Origin of the sequence: Methanobrevibacter sp. V14, assembly GCF_963082475.1 — an archaeon.
Taxonomy (GTDB): domain Archaea; phylum Methanobacteriota; class Methanobacteria; order Methanobacteriales; family Methanobacteriaceae; genus Methanocatella.
In genome coordinates this window covers 106,688-122,755 of the sequence record NZ_CAUJAM010000009.1, presented here as the reverse complement: position 1 = coordinate 122,755, position 16,068 = coordinate 106,688, and the positions used below count along the sequence as shown (strand labels likewise).

At 34.2% G+C, this 16,068-nt stretch carries 16 protein-coding genes and 1 tRNA gene; 8 read left to right on the top strand and 9 right to left on the bottom strand.

Annotation, left to right across the window (positions count from 1 at the left end):
* From Q9968_RS08235 to Q9968_RS08225, 3 genes are all read left to right on the top strand, one after another.
* Complete coding sequence (locus Q9968_RS08235) at nucleotides 1–876, top strand: formylmethanofuran dehydrogenase subunit C (RefSeq protein WP_305515300.1); 876 nt, start codon at nucleotides 1–3, stop codon at nucleotides 874–876.
* A 40-nt stretch (nucleotides 877–916) separates the two neighbouring features.
* Nucleotides 917–1,207, top strand: coding sequence for a DUF2097 domain-containing protein (locus Q9968_RS08230; protein WP_305515299.1), 291 nt, complete (start codon nucleotides 917–919; stop codon nucleotides 1,205–1,207).
* A 93-nt stretch (nucleotides 1,208–1,300) separates the two neighbouring features.
* Entirely contained in the window at nucleotides 1,301–1,591 is a 291-nt protein-coding gene (locus Q9968_RS08225; protein ID WP_305515297.1) for a DUF2097 domain-containing protein, read from the top strand.
* Here Q9968_RS08225 and Q9968_RS08220 read toward each other — a convergent pair whose 3' ends face one another.
* The 5 genes from Q9968_RS08220 to Q9968_RS08200 all read right to left on the bottom strand — a co-directional run bounded on the left by Q9968_RS08220 (nucleotide 1,592) and on the right by Q9968_RS08200 (nucleotide 7,006).
* Entirely contained in the window at nucleotides 1,592–3,274 is a 1,683-nt protein-coding gene (locus Q9968_RS08220; protein ID WP_305515295.1) for a DUF128 domain-containing protein, read from the bottom strand.
* 31 nt (nucleotides 3,275–3,305) lie between these two features.
* A complete protein-coding gene (gene glnA, locus Q9968_RS08215; RefSeq protein ID WP_305515293.1) occupies nucleotides 3,306–4,661 on the bottom strand; it encodes a type I glutamate--ammonia ligase in 1,356 nt (451 codons plus the stop codon).
* 217 nt (nucleotides 4,662–4,878) lie between these two features.
* The gene (locus Q9968_RS08210; RefSeq protein ID WP_305515292.1) at nucleotides 4,879–5,613 is read right to left on the bottom strand and encodes a HesA/MoeB/ThiF family protein; all 735 of its coding nucleotides are present in this window, start codon (nucleotides 5,611–5,613) and stop codon (nucleotides 4,879–4,881) included.
* A gap of 9 nt (nucleotides 5,614–5,622) precedes the next feature.
* Nucleotides 5,623–6,789 (bottom strand): aldo/keto reductase, encoded by a 1,167-nt coding sequence (locus Q9968_RS08205; RefSeq protein ID WP_305515290.1) that lies wholly within the window; start codon nucleotides 6,787–6,789, stop codon nucleotides 5,623–5,625.
* A 107-nt stretch (nucleotides 6,790–6,896) separates the two neighbouring features.
* Nucleotides 6,897–7,006, bottom strand: a tRNA-Met gene (locus Q9968_RS08200).
* A gap of 121 nt (nucleotides 7,007–7,127) precedes the next feature.
* On the opposite strand from Q9968_RS08200, the gene Q9968_RS08195 reads away from it, so the two are divergent.
* The 5 genes from Q9968_RS08195 to Q9968_RS08175 all read left to right on the top strand — a co-directional run bounded on the left by Q9968_RS08195 (nucleotide 7,128) and on the right by Q9968_RS08175 (nucleotide 11,727).
* Nucleotides 7,128–7,319 (top strand): hypothetical protein, encoded by a 192-nt coding sequence (locus tag Q9968_RS08195; RefSeq protein ID WP_305515288.1) that lies wholly within the window; start codon nucleotides 7,128–7,130, stop codon nucleotides 7,317–7,319.
* Between the two features lie 187 nt (nucleotides 7,320–7,506).
* Nucleotides 7,507–8,700 carry an ATP-binding protein gene (locus Q9968_RS08190; protein ID WP_305515286.1) on the top strand — a complete coding sequence of 398 codons (1,194 nt, stop codon included), beginning with the start codon at nucleotides 7,507–7,509 and terminating at the stop codon, nucleotides 8,698–8,700.
* Nucleotides 8,701–9,234: 534 nt separating this feature from the next.
* Nucleotides 9,235–9,579 carry a hypothetical protein gene (locus tag Q9968_RS08185; RefSeq protein WP_305515284.1) on the top strand — a complete coding sequence of 115 codons (345 nt, stop codon included), beginning with the start codon at nucleotides 9,235–9,237 and terminating at the stop codon, nucleotides 9,577–9,579.
* A gap of 218 nt (nucleotides 9,580–9,797) precedes the next feature.
* Nucleotides 9,798–11,048 carry an adenosylhomocysteinase gene (locus Q9968_RS08180; protein WP_305515282.1) on the top strand — a complete coding sequence of 417 codons (1,251 nt, stop codon included), beginning with the start codon at nucleotides 9,798–9,800 and terminating at the stop codon, nucleotides 11,046–11,048.
* A gap of 28 nt (nucleotides 11,049–11,076) precedes the next feature.
* Nucleotides 11,077–11,727: a DUF2119 family protein gene (locus Q9968_RS08175; protein ID WP_305515280.1), complete on the top strand. Its 651-nt coding sequence runs from the start codon at nucleotides 11,077–11,079 to the stop codon at nucleotides 11,725–11,727.
* 336 nt (nucleotides 11,728–12,063) lie between these two features.
* Here Q9968_RS08175 and fen read toward each other — a convergent pair whose 3' ends face one another.
* From fen to Q9968_RS08155, 4 genes are read right to left on the bottom strand one after another with little or no spacing between them, the layout of a single operon-like run.
* Nucleotides 12,064–13,047 (bottom strand): flap endonuclease-1, encoded by a 984-nt coding sequence (fen, locus tag Q9968_RS08170; RefSeq protein WP_305515278.1) that lies wholly within the window; start codon nucleotides 13,045–13,047, stop codon nucleotides 12,064–12,066.
* Between the two features lie 5 nt (nucleotides 13,048–13,052).
* The gene (locus Q9968_RS08165; protein ID WP_305515277.1) at nucleotides 13,053–13,610 is read right to left on the bottom strand and encodes a chorismate pyruvate-lyase family protein; all 558 of its coding nucleotides are present in this window, start codon (nucleotides 13,608–13,610) and stop codon (nucleotides 13,053–13,055) included.
* A gap of 9 nt (nucleotides 13,611–13,619) precedes the next feature.
* A complete protein-coding gene (gene hacA / locus Q9968_RS08160) occupies nucleotides 13,620–14,873 on the bottom strand; it encodes a homoaconitase large subunit (protein WP_305515275.1) in 1,254 nt (417 codons plus the stop codon).
* 9 nt (nucleotides 14,874–14,882) lie between these two features.
* Nucleotides 14,883–16,046: a homocitrate synthase family protein gene (locus tag Q9968_RS08155; protein ID WP_305515273.1), complete on the bottom strand. Its 1,164-nt coding sequence runs from the start codon at nucleotides 16,044–16,046 to the stop codon at nucleotides 14,883–14,885.
* Nucleotides 16,047–16,068: the final 22 nt, after the last annotated feature.

Genomic DNA, 16,068 nt, shown 5'->3' with positions numbered 1-16,068 from the left:
GTGTTTATTGTGAAAACAATTACATTTGATCAAATTAAAACTTCTTCAATCGCTTTAGAATTTGATGAATTAATTCCTGATGAAATTTATTCATGGACTGAAGCCGATTTCGCAAAATATCAAGTACCTATCGGAAACTCCAGATTCCCAATTACTGACTTCTTCAAAATAACCGTTGAAGGGGATGCAATGGGTGCTGATGATGTAGAAATGATTTTAAATGGAGATTTAAACAGAGTAAAATACATCGGTTGTAAAATGAGCGGTGGTAATATCGTATGTAACAGTAGTGTGGATTTACACGTTGGTGCAGAAATGTCCGGTGGATCTATTCTTGTTAAAGGTAATGCAGCAGCTCACGCTGGAAGAGAAATGTCCGGCGGTTATCTTGAAATCGAAGGAAATACCAAAGAATTTACTGGCGCTTCTTACATTGGTGAATGGAGAGGTATGACTGGTGGACAAATCGTTGTTGGAGGTAATGCTGGAAAACAATGTGGTGAATGTTTAACTGGTGGAAGGATTCACGTTAAAGGTAACTGTGATATCTTAGCCGGTATCCACATGACCAAAGGTATTATCGAAATTGACGGTGATGTAAACCGTTGGCCTGGTGGACAAATGAAAAACGGTAACATCATTATTCACGGATTCCTTGGAAGATTACTTGAAGGTTTTGTTCTTGACGGTGTTGTAGTTGATCCTGAAATAGAAGGAATCGCATTCCCGGGCAAATATATTAAATATACTGGAGATATTGGTCTTAATGGTAAAGGCAACCTTTACTTAGATGCCGAAGCTAACAAAGAAAAATTAGCTAGCTACGGTGAATTAGACGACGAATATACTTCAATCAGAGAATACAGGAATTTATAATTCCTTTTCTTTTCTTTTTTTTTTTAAGATAGTGGTATTTATGGTAGAAGAAATTCAAATGACTTTAGAAGAATCAATTGAATATGTTAGGAATAATGTTAAGGTGAGAGATATTTTGGAGATTTCTTATAGTCGTATTTTTGCTCCAGGTGAAGTTTTAGGGATCACGGAAGAGGATGAAATGACTGGAGAAGGTCTTAGGGTAGGCCTACAGTTAACTGGTGAAATCTTAAATCAATCTATTGAAGTTGATTTTAATGAGATCGGTGAAGATCTAATTGAAATGAGACATATCCATGACGATAAAGAACTCATTATTGAGGTTCTTTAGATTGTTCTTTTTTTATTTAAAATTTTTTTGTTCGTATAAATACAAACATTTATATGCTGAAAAACATATCTTAATATATCGGAGTTGATTATCATGAAAGAATTAGAACTTACAACAGAAGAGGCAGTTAAATACTTAAAGGAAAATGTAAAGATTCATGATAAAATAGAAATTTCATACAATAGAATTTTTGCAGAAGGAGAAATTTTAAATGTTGATTTTTCCGAATATTTTGGAGAACCAGGTTTCAGGATATTGGTGCTTCTTGAAGAAAGCGATCTTGGAGCCACTGTCGAAATAGATGTGTATGAGGTTGAAGAGGATATAATTGAATTTGTTCACTATCCTAAAAATGGTGAAGAGGTGGATGTAACTGTAATTTAATTACAGTCTTTCCATTTTTTCAAATGGAAGTAATTTTTCCATAGCTTTAACTTCAATATCAATACCTTTTTCTTTTACAGCACCAATAGAGTTAAGTCCCCCACCAGTTATAACTCCAAAATTATAATTATCAACTTTTGAATTATAAACTAACTCTCTTGGCTTTCCGATTTTATAAACTGAAAATCCGATATTATTTAAAATATTTAATAATTCCACGGTGTATTCTCTTGTAATATATGGAATTTCTTTTACACTAGCTAATATTTTATTCGGACCTGTGCTTCCTGAGATGTCTGTCATATTTTTTGATAAAAATATCTTATGGGGATCTAAGGTCGTTCCGTTATATGATATTAACTCAATGAATAATGGCGGTTCGGTTAACTCAAGCAATCCGCTATATTTTGGATTGCTCATTATTCCGTTGTTTATTAAAATTCCATCAATACTTAAACTACAGATTGTAGCTATGCCCACTTTATTAACATCATTCGGATGATTTACAAGTCTAAAATAAGGATTTATGTATTTTGGATTGTTATTGTATGTATCCTCCATAATCCTTAATGCTTCATCAATGTCATCCTTATTAACAAATGATACATTAGCTATAATCTTTCCCTTTTGTTTTTCCATGTCAAAATTAACTTGCTGGATTAAATTCCATGACTTTGAAAGTAAAAATGATATTTTAGGATGTTTTTCAACAGAAGGTGTTGCTAACTGTTTTTTGATATCTGGGGTTATTGGTTTTAGTGAATTGAATGGCGCGATATCTTCAGCTATATTTATATGGATGTCTTCACCTGATTCTTTGATTGCACAAAATGGAGTTATGCCTCCAGTTATTGTTATTCCAACCATTCCTTCGGGAACGGGCAGGCCTAACAAATCTTTTCCTTCATCAGATATTCCAATTACGCCTCCTATTCCAATTCTATCCAATTGTTTAATCACGTCTATTGTTTTTTCTTTTGCAATTCCTGGAATTAATCTGAAGTTTGCAGGTATTATTCCGCTACCTTCATGGACTAAATCAGTTACAGAGGTCAAATTAGCATTTGAAAATGCATCCAGAGGACTTATAGATGTTTTTTTGTAAGATATGATTTCTGTGAAATTTATAGGGCGATTGTCTTCAATTTTTAGAAGCCCTCCATATTGTGGTTGTGATACAATGCCATGGTTTAGAAGCACTCCGTCAATCGTTGTTCCGCAAATTGTAGTGACATCAATTTTCCCAGTTTTTTTGTCTTCATTTAAATGAACGTAAGGACTAACAGAAAGACCACTTCTGAAAATTTCTTTCATTATATTAAACGATTCTTCATTATAAAGAGTCGAGGTATTGACAACCACATTTCCCTTTTGTGTGTTATAGGAGAAGTCAGTCAAATATATCATTTCCTCAAATCTTGAGTAAATGAAGTCAACTTGATCATAAATTAATCCTTTTTCAAGCTTGGCACGACCTAAATCAGTTATTATTCTTCCAGAATAACCTTTCTTTTCAGTATATCCTTTTTCATCCAAAATTTGCATGTGATATCTGACAGCACGTTCACCTAAATCAAAACCTTTCTCTTTTAACTCATCAGCAATTAACTTAGATCCTGTAGGTTTTTCTTGTTTTGCAAGAATTCTTAAGATTTCTATCATTCGATGTTCTGATTCTGACATGAAAAGCCTCACAAAAAAATTAATATGTGGATTAGATGTCTAAATATTTTTTCTGTTCATATCCAAATACCTGAACACGGTATTCGTCCCATTCTTTATATTTCAACTCTAAGAACTTTTCACTTATGTGTGGTCCAAGTGCATTTAATATAAGCGGGTCTTCTTCAAGGGCATGGTAAGCTTCCCATAAGCTGGTTGGCAATATTTTGATTCCCCTTTCTGCAATTTCCTCTTCGCTCATGCTGTAAATGTCCTCTTCTACAGGACTTCCAGGGTCGATTTTGTTTACAATGCCGTCAATTCCTGCTTCAAGCATCACTGTAAATGCAAGGTAGGGATTACATGCAGGGTCTGGTGACCTGTATTCAATACGTGTTGCTTTTCCACGTGCTGCAGGAACTCTAATCAAAGCAGAACGATTTCTTAAACCATAAGCCATGTATACTGGAGCTTCATAACCTGGCACTAAACGTTTATATGAGTTAACAATAGGGTTTGTAATTGCGGTAATTGCTGGAGCATGTTTGAATAATCCTCCTATGAAGTGGAGCGCATCTTTTGAAAGACCGTTTTCCGAGTCAGGATTAAAGAATAAGTTTTTATCTCCTTTAAATACGGATTGGTGGCAATGCATTCCACTACCGCTTACGCCGAAGAATGGTTTGGGCATGAAGGTTACTCTATAATCCATCTGGTCAAAAGTAGCCATATTGTCTACAATAGCTTTAATAGCTTGTTTAAAGGTGATTACTGCATCAGCAGTTTTAAGCGCATCTTTAAATTTAAATGCAATTTCGTTTTGCCCCGGTGCTACTTCGTGGTGGGACGCTTCAACTTCAAAGTCTAAGTCCTCTAGGTTTAAAGTTAGCTCTCTTCTGAAATCAGTTCCCTTATCTAGAGGTTCAACATCAAAGTAACTTGCCTCATCGTATGGAGTCGGGTATCCATTTTCATCAATATCTACAATAAAAAACTCTGGTTCAGGACCGATATTGTATTGCAGACCCATATCGGCAATATGTTTAAGGGATTTTTTAAGCAATCCTCTTGGATCTCCTATAAACGGATCTCCATCAGCTGTCCATACATCACAAATAAATCTGCAGGTTGCAGATTCTTCCGGCCTCCAGGAAAGTCTTGAATAAGTGTTGATGTCTGGTTTTAAAATTAGGTCACTATCATTAATTCCAACAAATCCTTCGATAGAAGATCCGTCAAATAGCATTCCTTCGTTGAATAATCCATTCATGTCTTCGCCATTAAATGGAATAACTATAGTCTTTACTCTTCCATTAATGTCAACAAATTGTAAACGGATAAACTTAATGTTATCCTCTCTCATTTTTTCGGCTATCTTTTTAATTTTTTCTTCTGAAATGTCACTCATTATTATAGCTCCAATGTTCAATAGTCGGAAAACATCTTCCTATTAGAAGTATATTTTCCTTTTGTAGTATATAAACTTTTATATATATTTGTATATTGGGATTTTTAGTATATTAATGTATAAGTTTTATTTTTTTCAAAATAATTCATCAAATTTTAAAAAATAATATTTTTCTGTTCAAATTCATTCATAAAATATATAAAAATTTAACTTAATGTTAAATTTCTATTAAATTAAATGAATTCAAATCTAAAAGGTCAAAGGTTAGTAGCTTCGGACTGACAGTAACTTTTCCAAGGCCGGTTATAATTTTATAAGCTTCCATGGCTTGCATGCATGAAACTAAATTTGGAGTTGGGCCAAATACTGGAGGAGTATGTGATGTCACATTTTTCAAACTTTCCATAACCTCCTCTGTTAAGTCCTTGCCACATGATGGAAGATTGAACATTTTCTCATAACTTTTAGTATTTGGAAGAAATGTTGTAACTTGGCCTTGTGTAGCTTCAACAGCACCATGAACAAATGGAATCTTATGTTCACGGGCTTTTCTAGATACAATAACTCTTGTTAGGACATTATCAAGTGCATCCATAACAATACTTGAGTTTTCAATGAGTTCATCGATGTTTGCATGGTTTACATGCTCTGTATAATATTCAACATCGATTTCGGGGTTAATGGATTTAACTCTTTTGGCTGCGGCTTTGCTTTTTTTTTCATTTAATGTTTCTTGTGTGGACAGGACTTGCCTATTCAGGTTAGATACATCAAAAACATCCTCATCAACTAAAATGAGTTTGCCGACACCCAATCTTGCAAGCATTTCAATGGTCATTCCACCAATGCCTCCGCATCCAATAACGGCAATTGTCGAGTTTTTAAATTTTTCTTGATCTCTTTTATCTATAAGGGTCATCTGACGGGTTAACATTTCCCAATATTGTGACATATTATCTACCTAATAATGATTAAATTCTTCGCCAAAGTAATCATGTACTTTTCTAAGTTCTTCTGGAATATCCAGCATCTGTGTACAGAATGGCAGGCATTCTTCACAACCAATACAACTGTCTGCTCTTGAATCATCATCAATTAAATAAAAATACTGCATTGCACTTGCTTTAGGATTTCCCATCATGTGTGCGATGTTATATTCGGCAAAACAGTTTATAATGTCCACACCATGTGGACAAGGCATGCAATAGCCGCAACGACTGCAGTCATTCCCAATAAAAGTCCTGTAAGTTCTTGCAACTTCACGTATCAATTCCAGGTCGTTGTCTGATATTTCATCTAGTTTTGAAGCTATTTCGATATTTTCTTTAACTTGTTCAAAACTTGTCATGCCGCTTAAAACACAATCAACATCATTGCGGTTCCAGAGGTATTGGAAAGCCCATTGGATAGGGGTTCTTTCAATTTCGGCCTGATTCCACAAAGCATTTACCTCGCTTGGAATATTTTGAACCAGTCTGCCTCCTCTTAAAGGCTCCATAATCTCACTTCCAACATTGATTTGCCTTAAATAGTTAAGCCCCATTGCTCCTGACTGGTAATATTCATCTAAATAGTTCATTTGGGTTAGGCATACTTCCCATTTGGGATATTCATCAAGAATTTCAATCAGGTAATCCACTTCAATATGTGAGGAAAATCCAACATGTTTGACTTTGCCTGAACTTAAACAATCATCTAGGAAGTCTAAAACATTTAAATCTTTAACTTTATACCATTCTGGAACTGTTAGGGAGTGAAGCAGGTAAATATCGATATAGTCAGTTTGGAGCTTTTCAAGCTGTTCATCCAGATATCTGTCGAAATCCCTGAAATCTTCCATTAACCAGGAGGGGGATTTTGTCTGAAGCAACACTTCTTCTCTTAGGGAATTTTCACTTAAAAATTCACCAACAAAGTTTTCACTTTCCCCATTATCTCCTAAGTTTTTGCTGTGATAAGAATAAGCTGTATCAATTAAATTAACGCCATTTTCAATAGCGTATGAAAGCATTTTCGCCGATTCTTCTTTATAAATGTCTCCATTATTCGCTTTAGTCGGAAGTCTCATCGTTCCAAAACCGAGTCTGGATACTTCAAGGTTTGTTTTTCCAAGTGTGTTGTATAACATTTCAATCCCTTAAATGCTATTCTGTTAAAATAAATATAAAATTGTTATGTTTTTGGGAAAATCGTTATAAAAAGAAGTTAAGATGGATATATTCCTGGGATTTAGGATGCCGGGGGCGGGATTCGAACCCGCGATCTCACGGTATCCCAGGAATAAGCTAGAGCACTGCTTTATTACCCTATGAGCCGTGCGCTCTAACCGGCTGAGCCACCCCGGCATCTAACAACTATATATATTTTAATCATTACATTTAAAGTTTTTGTTTTTTGGCCGGATTTTGATAATTTTCCCATATTTTTTTTTTAAAAAAATCTTGGCCTATATTTTGTTCCCCTAGTTTGATAGCAATTGAATTAGGATATGCGGAAGTTGTATCTGAGAAGGTAGAAGTGAATCAGGATTATGGTCCTGATTTTTGCCGACAAGAATATGATGCTCAAGCTAAAGCTGTTGCTATGGCTGAGAGAAGGTTATCATATTTTTTAATTTCACTTGTTCCTTATTTGACAGTCCTGCAGTCGTGTTTTTAGCACGCTTTCAGTTTTAAAACGCTTTTTTGAAATATTTTTTATTCAAATTGCACACATTACATTTTTTATTTTATCTAAACATATTATGCAAATTGCACAAATTATATTTTTTATTAAATTTAAACATATTATGCAAATTACATACATTTAATTGTGATAAAACCAAAAATATTTATCAGGTGATTATATGAATGAACTGGCATGGGGAACTAATAATGACTTAAATGATAATCAATTTTACAATAGGTTTGAAGATATTGAATTCATTTCCAATTTACTAAAAAGCAGCCGATATGGCACATCTCCCTCAATTTTACTGACAGGCTTTCGTGGTGTTGGCAAATCTGCATTAATGAAAAAAATACAGAAAAATTTTCGAGACGAAAACTATTTGATTGTTTACATTGACTTGTCCGCCTCAAACGCTTATCAAACAGACGAATTTTCAAGAGAATCCATCATAGAATTAATCTATGACCAAATCATAAATGAATGTAGGGAAGTTGGAATTACAACTGTTGATAATAAAATAGAAAAGTACATTAAAACTCATGATGTTGCTTTAAAGGAAATAGTAAATATTAATGGGTATCCGGTGCCATTCTTATGGACTAAAAGGAATTATAAAAAATTAGCTAATTTTGTAATGGAACTGCCTCAATACTTATATGATGAATATGATGAAAATATTAATGGAATATTCCTGTTTTTCGATGAATTTCAAATTATTAAAGAACTGGGAGATGATTTAACTGATTTTCTATGGTATATGAGAAGTTTCATACAAAAACAAAACAATGTTTCTTATGTATTTTCAGGAAGTATGAGTGTTAAAGATAGTCTTATTGAAGAAATTGCAGGTAGCAACGGAGCATTTGGAGGAAGAATTCTTACAATTGAGATTAAACCGTTTTCATATGAAACAACAAAAAACTACTTAAACGATAATGCGGAATACTTGAAATTTACAAAAGATGGTTTTGACCAATTCTATAATTGCACAAAAGGAATACCATTTTATATCAATATATTTGGAAATTTGCTGCCTAGAAATGTGAATTTGGATTCAGATTCAGTCAAAGAGAATTTCATTAAATTTTTACCGGTACTGGCTATGCATTTTTCAAATTCCTGGTTTAGATTAAGTCTTCAGGAACAAAAAATTTTAACAACACTTCTTGATGAATCATTAAATAGGTCAGGAATTGCTAAAAAGTTAAGGGTGACTAGTGGTGCGATAGGCAGATCACTAAACAGACTACAAGATAATGGATTAATCGAAATGGAGAATAACAATTATTGCATACCGAACTTTGTTTTTAAAGCATGGCTGAAAAATGAATATGAAACCAAAGGAGTATATCCATATAAAAGCATATAGTTTAAATTACAATAACCCTGCCTGGAAATAAAGGGCATAGTCAATTTAATTCATTTAAAAAAATATGAGCATTCTATTATCATGGTAAATAAATAAGTTTTCAAATCATCATGAATAAATGCAGCTTGTAAATACTTAAATAAACATGGTGCTGTCATGATAATTTTAGACAGCGCCGGATAATCCATTGTTTTTCGCCAATTGAGTTTTTCCATCAATATTAAGCCCAAAACCCAAAAGATTTAAATGTCTGAAATTCAAACAATAATATGAAGAATGGTCTGTTTTATTATCATTGATAATAATTATTTTCCATTACACTATTCATAATTTATTATTGGGATTTTTAAATAATGCCAAGTATTTTTTCAAGTGTAAAAAAAGCAAAGCAGTTGAATCGCTTAAATGTAAAATCCAAGCATTTTATGAAAAAACTTTAACAAAAATAAAAGTTCGAGTGAAAAGGAAAATTGATAAGAAACGGATTAAAAATTATTTAAATAAAGTACAGGGTTCTTTTTAAAGGTGATATAAATGGTAGAATATAATGATTGTAATGAAAAAGCAGATGATGAGGATGCATGGTTTGCTTGCACATTTTGTGATGAAAAAGTATATACTGAGTATGTAGAGTTTGTTTGCCCATATTGCGGTGAAACTGATAGGGGAGAAGGTTTTTACACTTGTGAAAATTGTGAAACACTCTTTGATCATGGAACGGATTTATGGATATGTGAATATTGCCGTAATAAAGGAAAAGAGGAAGATGAAGAAGAAAAATATTGTCCGGAATGTGGTGAACTATTAGAAGATCCAGATTTTTGTTATAGTTGCAGTTGGCCAAATAATCAGGGTTGGATTGGAGAACACTATGGATAATAAAGCTAAAGCTTAAATAATGCGATAAATACAGTAATTATAAAAATCAAGCTATTGGACAGTTCACATGGGAATATTTTTATAATTTAAGTGCATATATTAATCAAAAAAATATTTTATCACTTAAGTTTTTGAAAAATGTCACCAATTAAAAAGTTATATTTAATTACTTTTAAATTTAATAAAATATTATTTAACAAATTTTCAATGATGATATTATGAGTAAAGTAAAAGATATCTCACTTGCACCTGAAGGTGTAAGAAAAATTGAATGGGTTCAAAAACATATGCCTGTTTTAGAACACATTAAACAAGAATTTTTAGAAACTCAACCATTCAAAGGAATAACAATTGGCTCATGTTTGCACTTGGAACCTAAAACCATTAACCTAGGATTAACTTTAATGGCTGGCGGTGCCGAAGTGGCAATGACTGGTTGCAACCCATTATCTACTCATGATGATGCAGTAGCTGGAGCTGCTGACTTAGGCCTGAACGTTTATGGTTGGAGGGAACAAAACGATGAAGAATACTACCAAACCATTAACATGGTACTTGATCACAAACCGGACATAATCATTGATGACGGTGCAGACATGATTATGGTACTTCACAATGAAAGAACTGAACTCTTAAGTCATATTAGGGGGGCATGTGAAGAAACCACCACTGGGGTCCACAGACTTCAGGCAATGCATGCTGATGGCGCATTAAAATTCCCAGTTATTGCTGTAAATGATGCCTATACCAAATACTTATTTGATAATCGTTACGGTACAGGACAATCCAGTTTTGACGCGATTATGGGAACTACCAATATGGTAATTGCAGGCAAGACAATTGTCGTATGCGGATACGGTTGGTGTGGAAGAGGCCTTGCTTTAAGAGCGGCAGGTCTTGGTGCCGATGTAATCGTAACTGAAGTTGATCCAATCCGTGCACTTGAAGCTAGAATGGACGGATATCGTGTAATGACCATTCGTGAAGCTGTAAAACAAGCTGATTTGATCATTACCGTAACAGGCAATGCCGATATTATCTGTGGTGATGACTTTAAATACATGAAAGATGGTTGCATGCTTGCAAACTCAGGTCACTTCAATGTTGAAATCAATAGGGGAGATTTAGAGGCAATCTCAACTGAAGTAAAAGAAGTACGTGAAAGTATTGAAGAGTTCACCATTAAGGATGGACGTAAAATTTACTTATTGGCCGATGGAAGACTTGTTAATTTATCAGCTGCACGTGGACAAGGTCATCCTGCTGAGATTATGGATATGAGTTTTGCCGTACAGGCACTGTCCGCTAAACACATTTTAGACAATGACTTGTCTGTTGGAGTTACTAAAGCACCTGATGAAATCGATTATAATGTAGCTACTATGAAATTAGAGGCTATGGGCATTGAAATAGATTCTTTAACAGATAAGCAAAAAGATTACATGAATAATTGGCAGGAAGGAACATAGATTTTCCTTCCAAATACTTTTTTTTCACATGTCTTATTTTAGATATATTGACAATGGTAGGGGACCAACCAAATTATTCATTGGTGGAATTCATGGAAATGAAGGTTTAACATCTCGCAGGTTCTTAAAACGCATTAATGAAGATGACCTATCGGATGGGCAGTTTTATTTTTACAATTTTGACAAAACTCCATATATTTCCACTATTAAAAAAGAATATTATGAGTCTGAATTAGGTTTGAAAATCTTAGGTTTAATAAATTATTTCCGCCCTGATTTTTACACAGAACTGCACTGTTATGATCTTAAAAATCATGATAAACTAACCTCAATGGAGAGGTATGAAAAAACCGGAATTCCTCCATTGATTAAACTTGGAAACCATGTGCTTGTATCCTCAATATCTCCTTTAATTCGTATGACTTATTTTTCAACTGATGCTGTATGTAAAACATTGGAATTTCCATGCTTTGAGAAATTAACTCCGGAATTAATTGAAAAACACAATTTTAATATGGAATTAGCTATTGAAACTTATGAGGATTTGCTTAAATTAATTTTAAAATCACCTTCACGGAATTATTTTGAAAGGGAAATGATGAAACATCACCGGAGGCAAGTTGAACTGGCTATGAAATATGCAAAAAAAGTTTTTGGAGAGAATTTTCCTCCATATTGATATTCATTGTTTCCGGAAGGGTATATGAAGTATCCAGAATCCAATTAATTGTCTTTTTAATGGAATATGGTCTCTTTTAAAAATTTGTCTCTGTATTGCTTTTTGATTAATTTATGCACAATTGTTTCACGATAAGCTATTTATAAGCTTTAAGTTATAGAAATAACTCCGATGGCAGGGAAATTTTGTTTAAAGTGAAATCACATACTGAAATAGGGGTTTGATTAATTTATATGGGTCAATCATTACATGAGGGTATTTTCAATCAATTAGAACTTTTTTGAAAATGAAAAAATAATTAAAGATGTTGGCTATTGTTAATGCAATCAATAATAATTAAAACCATGCATCAAGGCTTCCTTGGGATGAATTTAAGTTTTTAAGTTTCGAAGAAGCTTTTAATACTCTGTCTTCTGAAAAACCATGCTGGTAGCATAAAAATTCAATAATCTTATCTTTTTTTGCTTTTTGCCATCTTATTTCATAATCGGTATTTACATTATGCTCTAGGAATATTTCACGAACTTCTTTTAAGTCATGTGTGGATTGACTTTGAAGTTCATCTAGTTTTTCCTGTAACATTCCGTTGTGGGCTAATTTAAGTGCGGTTTTCGCACCAATGCCTTTAAGGCCTTCACAAAAATCAGTTCCAATTAGAATCCCCATGTCTACTAATTGTTCATGGGTAACATTTAATTGTGACAGCACTTTGTCTAGCTGGTAATATTCAAGGTTTCCTAGATTTGAGCTAACTGCAAGATTTCTTACAACTCTTTTAGCTCCAAACAATAGACAATCGTAATCTTGGGAGGCAACTGCATATGCATCTCCATTGGATACAAGATATGCTGCCTGTGCTTCTCCTTCACCTTTAGCTTCAACATATGGAATGCCCATATATGTTAACAGTTTTTTAGAGGAGTCAATAATTTCTGGTGAGAGTTTGGATGATCTCATTGCAAATTTTCTTGCTTTTTCAGTGTCTCCTTCTTTTAGAGCTTCTTTATAAATTTGTTCTGCTTCATCTCTTACTTCCCGCCTTTTTGCTTGTGTTTCACTTTTAAGTTCAGGTGCTTTTCCATCAAAGATATAAATAGGTTTAATGCCTTTTTCAATCATTGAAGAGTTTCTATATAATATTCCACTTAAATGTGAGGTTACATTGCCGTTTTCATCACTTAACGGTCTTCCGTCACGTTGCCTAATAGTCGATAGGAATTGATAAAGTGTATTGAAGGCATCAATCGAGACGATTCTTCCTTCTAGATCTTTGAAATTAATCGATTCCGGTTCAACAATATCTTTAAGTTTCACACCCATTTCAATCACCTGAAATAGCTAATTGGGAATACTTCTTTAATCCACATCAATATTTCATCATGGTGGATTATAACGTAATCACGTGCCAGCATGTCCTCGTCTGTTTTGAAAATCTTTTTTAGAGTTTCATTTGGTTTTTCTATGAATATGTTATTTACTTCACGTCTGGATTCAATATGGTAATTTTTTAAGATTCTACCAATCGGTATATCTGCCCTAATCAAATCTGCACAAACTTCTTTGGAGCATCGTTTTAACGGTATATGCGAGATGGCATATATCAAAGGCTTACCGTTTCTATGCATTATAACTTCTCTAAAATTAATCTCCTCGCCTTCACCAACATTCACTAATCTTGCATGATTTTCATCTGCATCTTCGAAATGCTGGTCAAGTGTTTTAAGGGTAATTTTACCGTACAATACATCTAAAATTGCGGTAATGGATCCGTCGGTTGTTAGTAGGATTTTTTGTGTATTCGAGAAATTTTCGTCGTGTTTTTCTTCTAGTTCTGTTATTTTTTCGATGAGGCTTTTGTTGATCTCATTTTTATCGGGGGTCATTTTAATTACCTATAAATCTTTTGGATTTGTAATAACTCCAGTAATGGCTGATGCCGCTACTACTTTGGAGCTGGATAAGTATACTTCAGATTTAGGATCTCCCATTCTGCCTTTAAAGTTACGATTGGTAGTGGAAATGCAGGATTCTCCCTTGGATAAAACGCCCATATGTCCTCCAAGACACGGACCACAGCCAGGATTACAAATGATGGCTCCGGCATCAATAAATGTATCAATGAAACCTAGATGCATCGCCTCTTTGTATATTTCTCTTGAAGCTGGAAGAATTAGCAGTCTAACGCTGTCGTCAATTTCATGGTCTTTTAAAATTTCAGCGGCTTCTTTTAAATCTGAAAGTCTTCCATTAGTGCATGATCCAATTAGGCATTGGTCAATTGATGTTCCATCAATTTTTGAGATGTCCTTTACATTATCCACATCATTTGGACAGGCAATTTGCGGTTCTAAATCACTAATGTCAAAATCGAGTTCTTTTTCATAAACTGCATCTTTATCAGACCTAACAATATTTAATTCGGACTCTTTTTTATTTGTTTTTTGGCAAATGTATTGGATTACTTCATTATTCGGTTCCATTATGCCATTTTTAGCACCCATTTCAATTGCCATATTACACATGGTCGCTCTTCCTTCAACGCCCATATTTTCGATAGTTTCACCTGTAAATTCAGCAGTCTTATAAGTTACGCCACCTATTCCTACATTGCCGATAATGTTTAGTATGATGTCTTTAGGAGCAATGTATTCATTCAGTTTTCCTGTAACATTTATTTTAATGGCTTGAGGAACCATAAACCATGTTTTGCCAGTTGCCCAGACCATTGCAAGGTCAGTTGCTCCCATACCAGTTGAAAATGCTCCGAATGCACCATAGGTGCAGGTATGTGAATCAGCACCAACGATAACTTTTCCAGGTTCGACAAGACCCATTTCAGGAACTACCTGGTGGCAAATTCCCTCCCCATGAATGAAGTTTTTTGTGATATTTTGCTCGTTTATAAAATTCCTACAGACTTTTTGAAATTCTGCCGAACCGATAGTATTTGCAGGGACATTGTGGTCAAAGATAATGGCTATTTTTTCCGAATCCCATACTTTGTTGGATATTTTTTCGAATGTTTTAATTGCAGGGGGGCTTGTTCCATCATGAGACATTGCAAGGTCAACTGGAATTTCTATGATTTCTCCAGGGGTTACTTCATGGCCCGCTTTTGCAGATAAGATTTTTTCAGTAATATTCATATTATTGCCTTATCTTTTAGTATTTTTAACAATTTCCTTGAATACTGTGTCGTTAATGTATTTGCCTTCTTCCCTTTGTTTTTTAACTTGTTTTACAATTTCAATTAACTCGTCATCACTCACATCAAGTTCACATTCATTTAATTTAGCTCTTACAGCTCTACATCCGGAATGTTTGCCGAGCACTAATTGACGTTTCTGTCCAACAAGCTCAGGTATATAAGGTTCATAGCATAGCGGCTCTTCAATAACCGCATCAACATGGATTCCGGATTCGTGTCTAAATACATTGTTTCCAACAACAGGTTTGTTGTATGGAATCGGAAGTCCGCTGGCGTTTGAAACAATATTTGACAGTTCTGTAATGTATTTTGTTTTAAAACCTAAATCTTTACCATAAAGGATTTTCAAAGCCATAATTATTTCTTCAAGTGAAGCATTGCCTGCTCTCTCACCAATTCCATTTACAGTTGTTGAAATACCTTTAGCACCGGCCAAGACTCCTGTAATTGAGTTTATGACTGCAAGGCCAAAGTCATTGTGGCAGTGAAGAGCTATGTTGATGTCCAGGTCTTTTACAAGTTCGCGAACCATATACTCGATACCCTGAGGTGTTATTGCACCTGTGGTGTCTGCAATATGAACTCTGTCAGCTTTACATTCCTGCGCTTTTGAATATATCCTTTTTAAAAATTCAATATCGGTTCTGGTTGCGTCTTCTGCGGAAAATGCAACATATAATCCATGATCTTTAGCATAATCAACTGCAGTTTCACATAAGTTAATGGCATCTTGACGTGTAATGTGCATTTTGTGGTCTAGGTGAATGTCGGAGGTTCCAACAAATGTGATTATTCCGTCAACATCACAATCAATCGCCGCATCAATATCTTCCGGCTTTGTTCTTGTCAGGGCCAAAATTTTAGCATCAAGACCTTCATTGGCTATTGCTTTTACTGATTCTCTTTCGCTTTGTGAAACAATAGGAAATCCAGCTTCAATTTGATGAATTTTTAATTGATCCAATTTTCTAGCGATTTCCAATTTTTCATTAAGGCTAAAGCAAACTCCGGGAGTTTGTTCACCGTCTCTTAAGGTTGTATCATAAATTATGAAATCGTCGGGAAATGTAATTTCACATTCTTTATTATAATGACTTATAAAATATTGCAATATATCACTTCGTTAAGTTAAT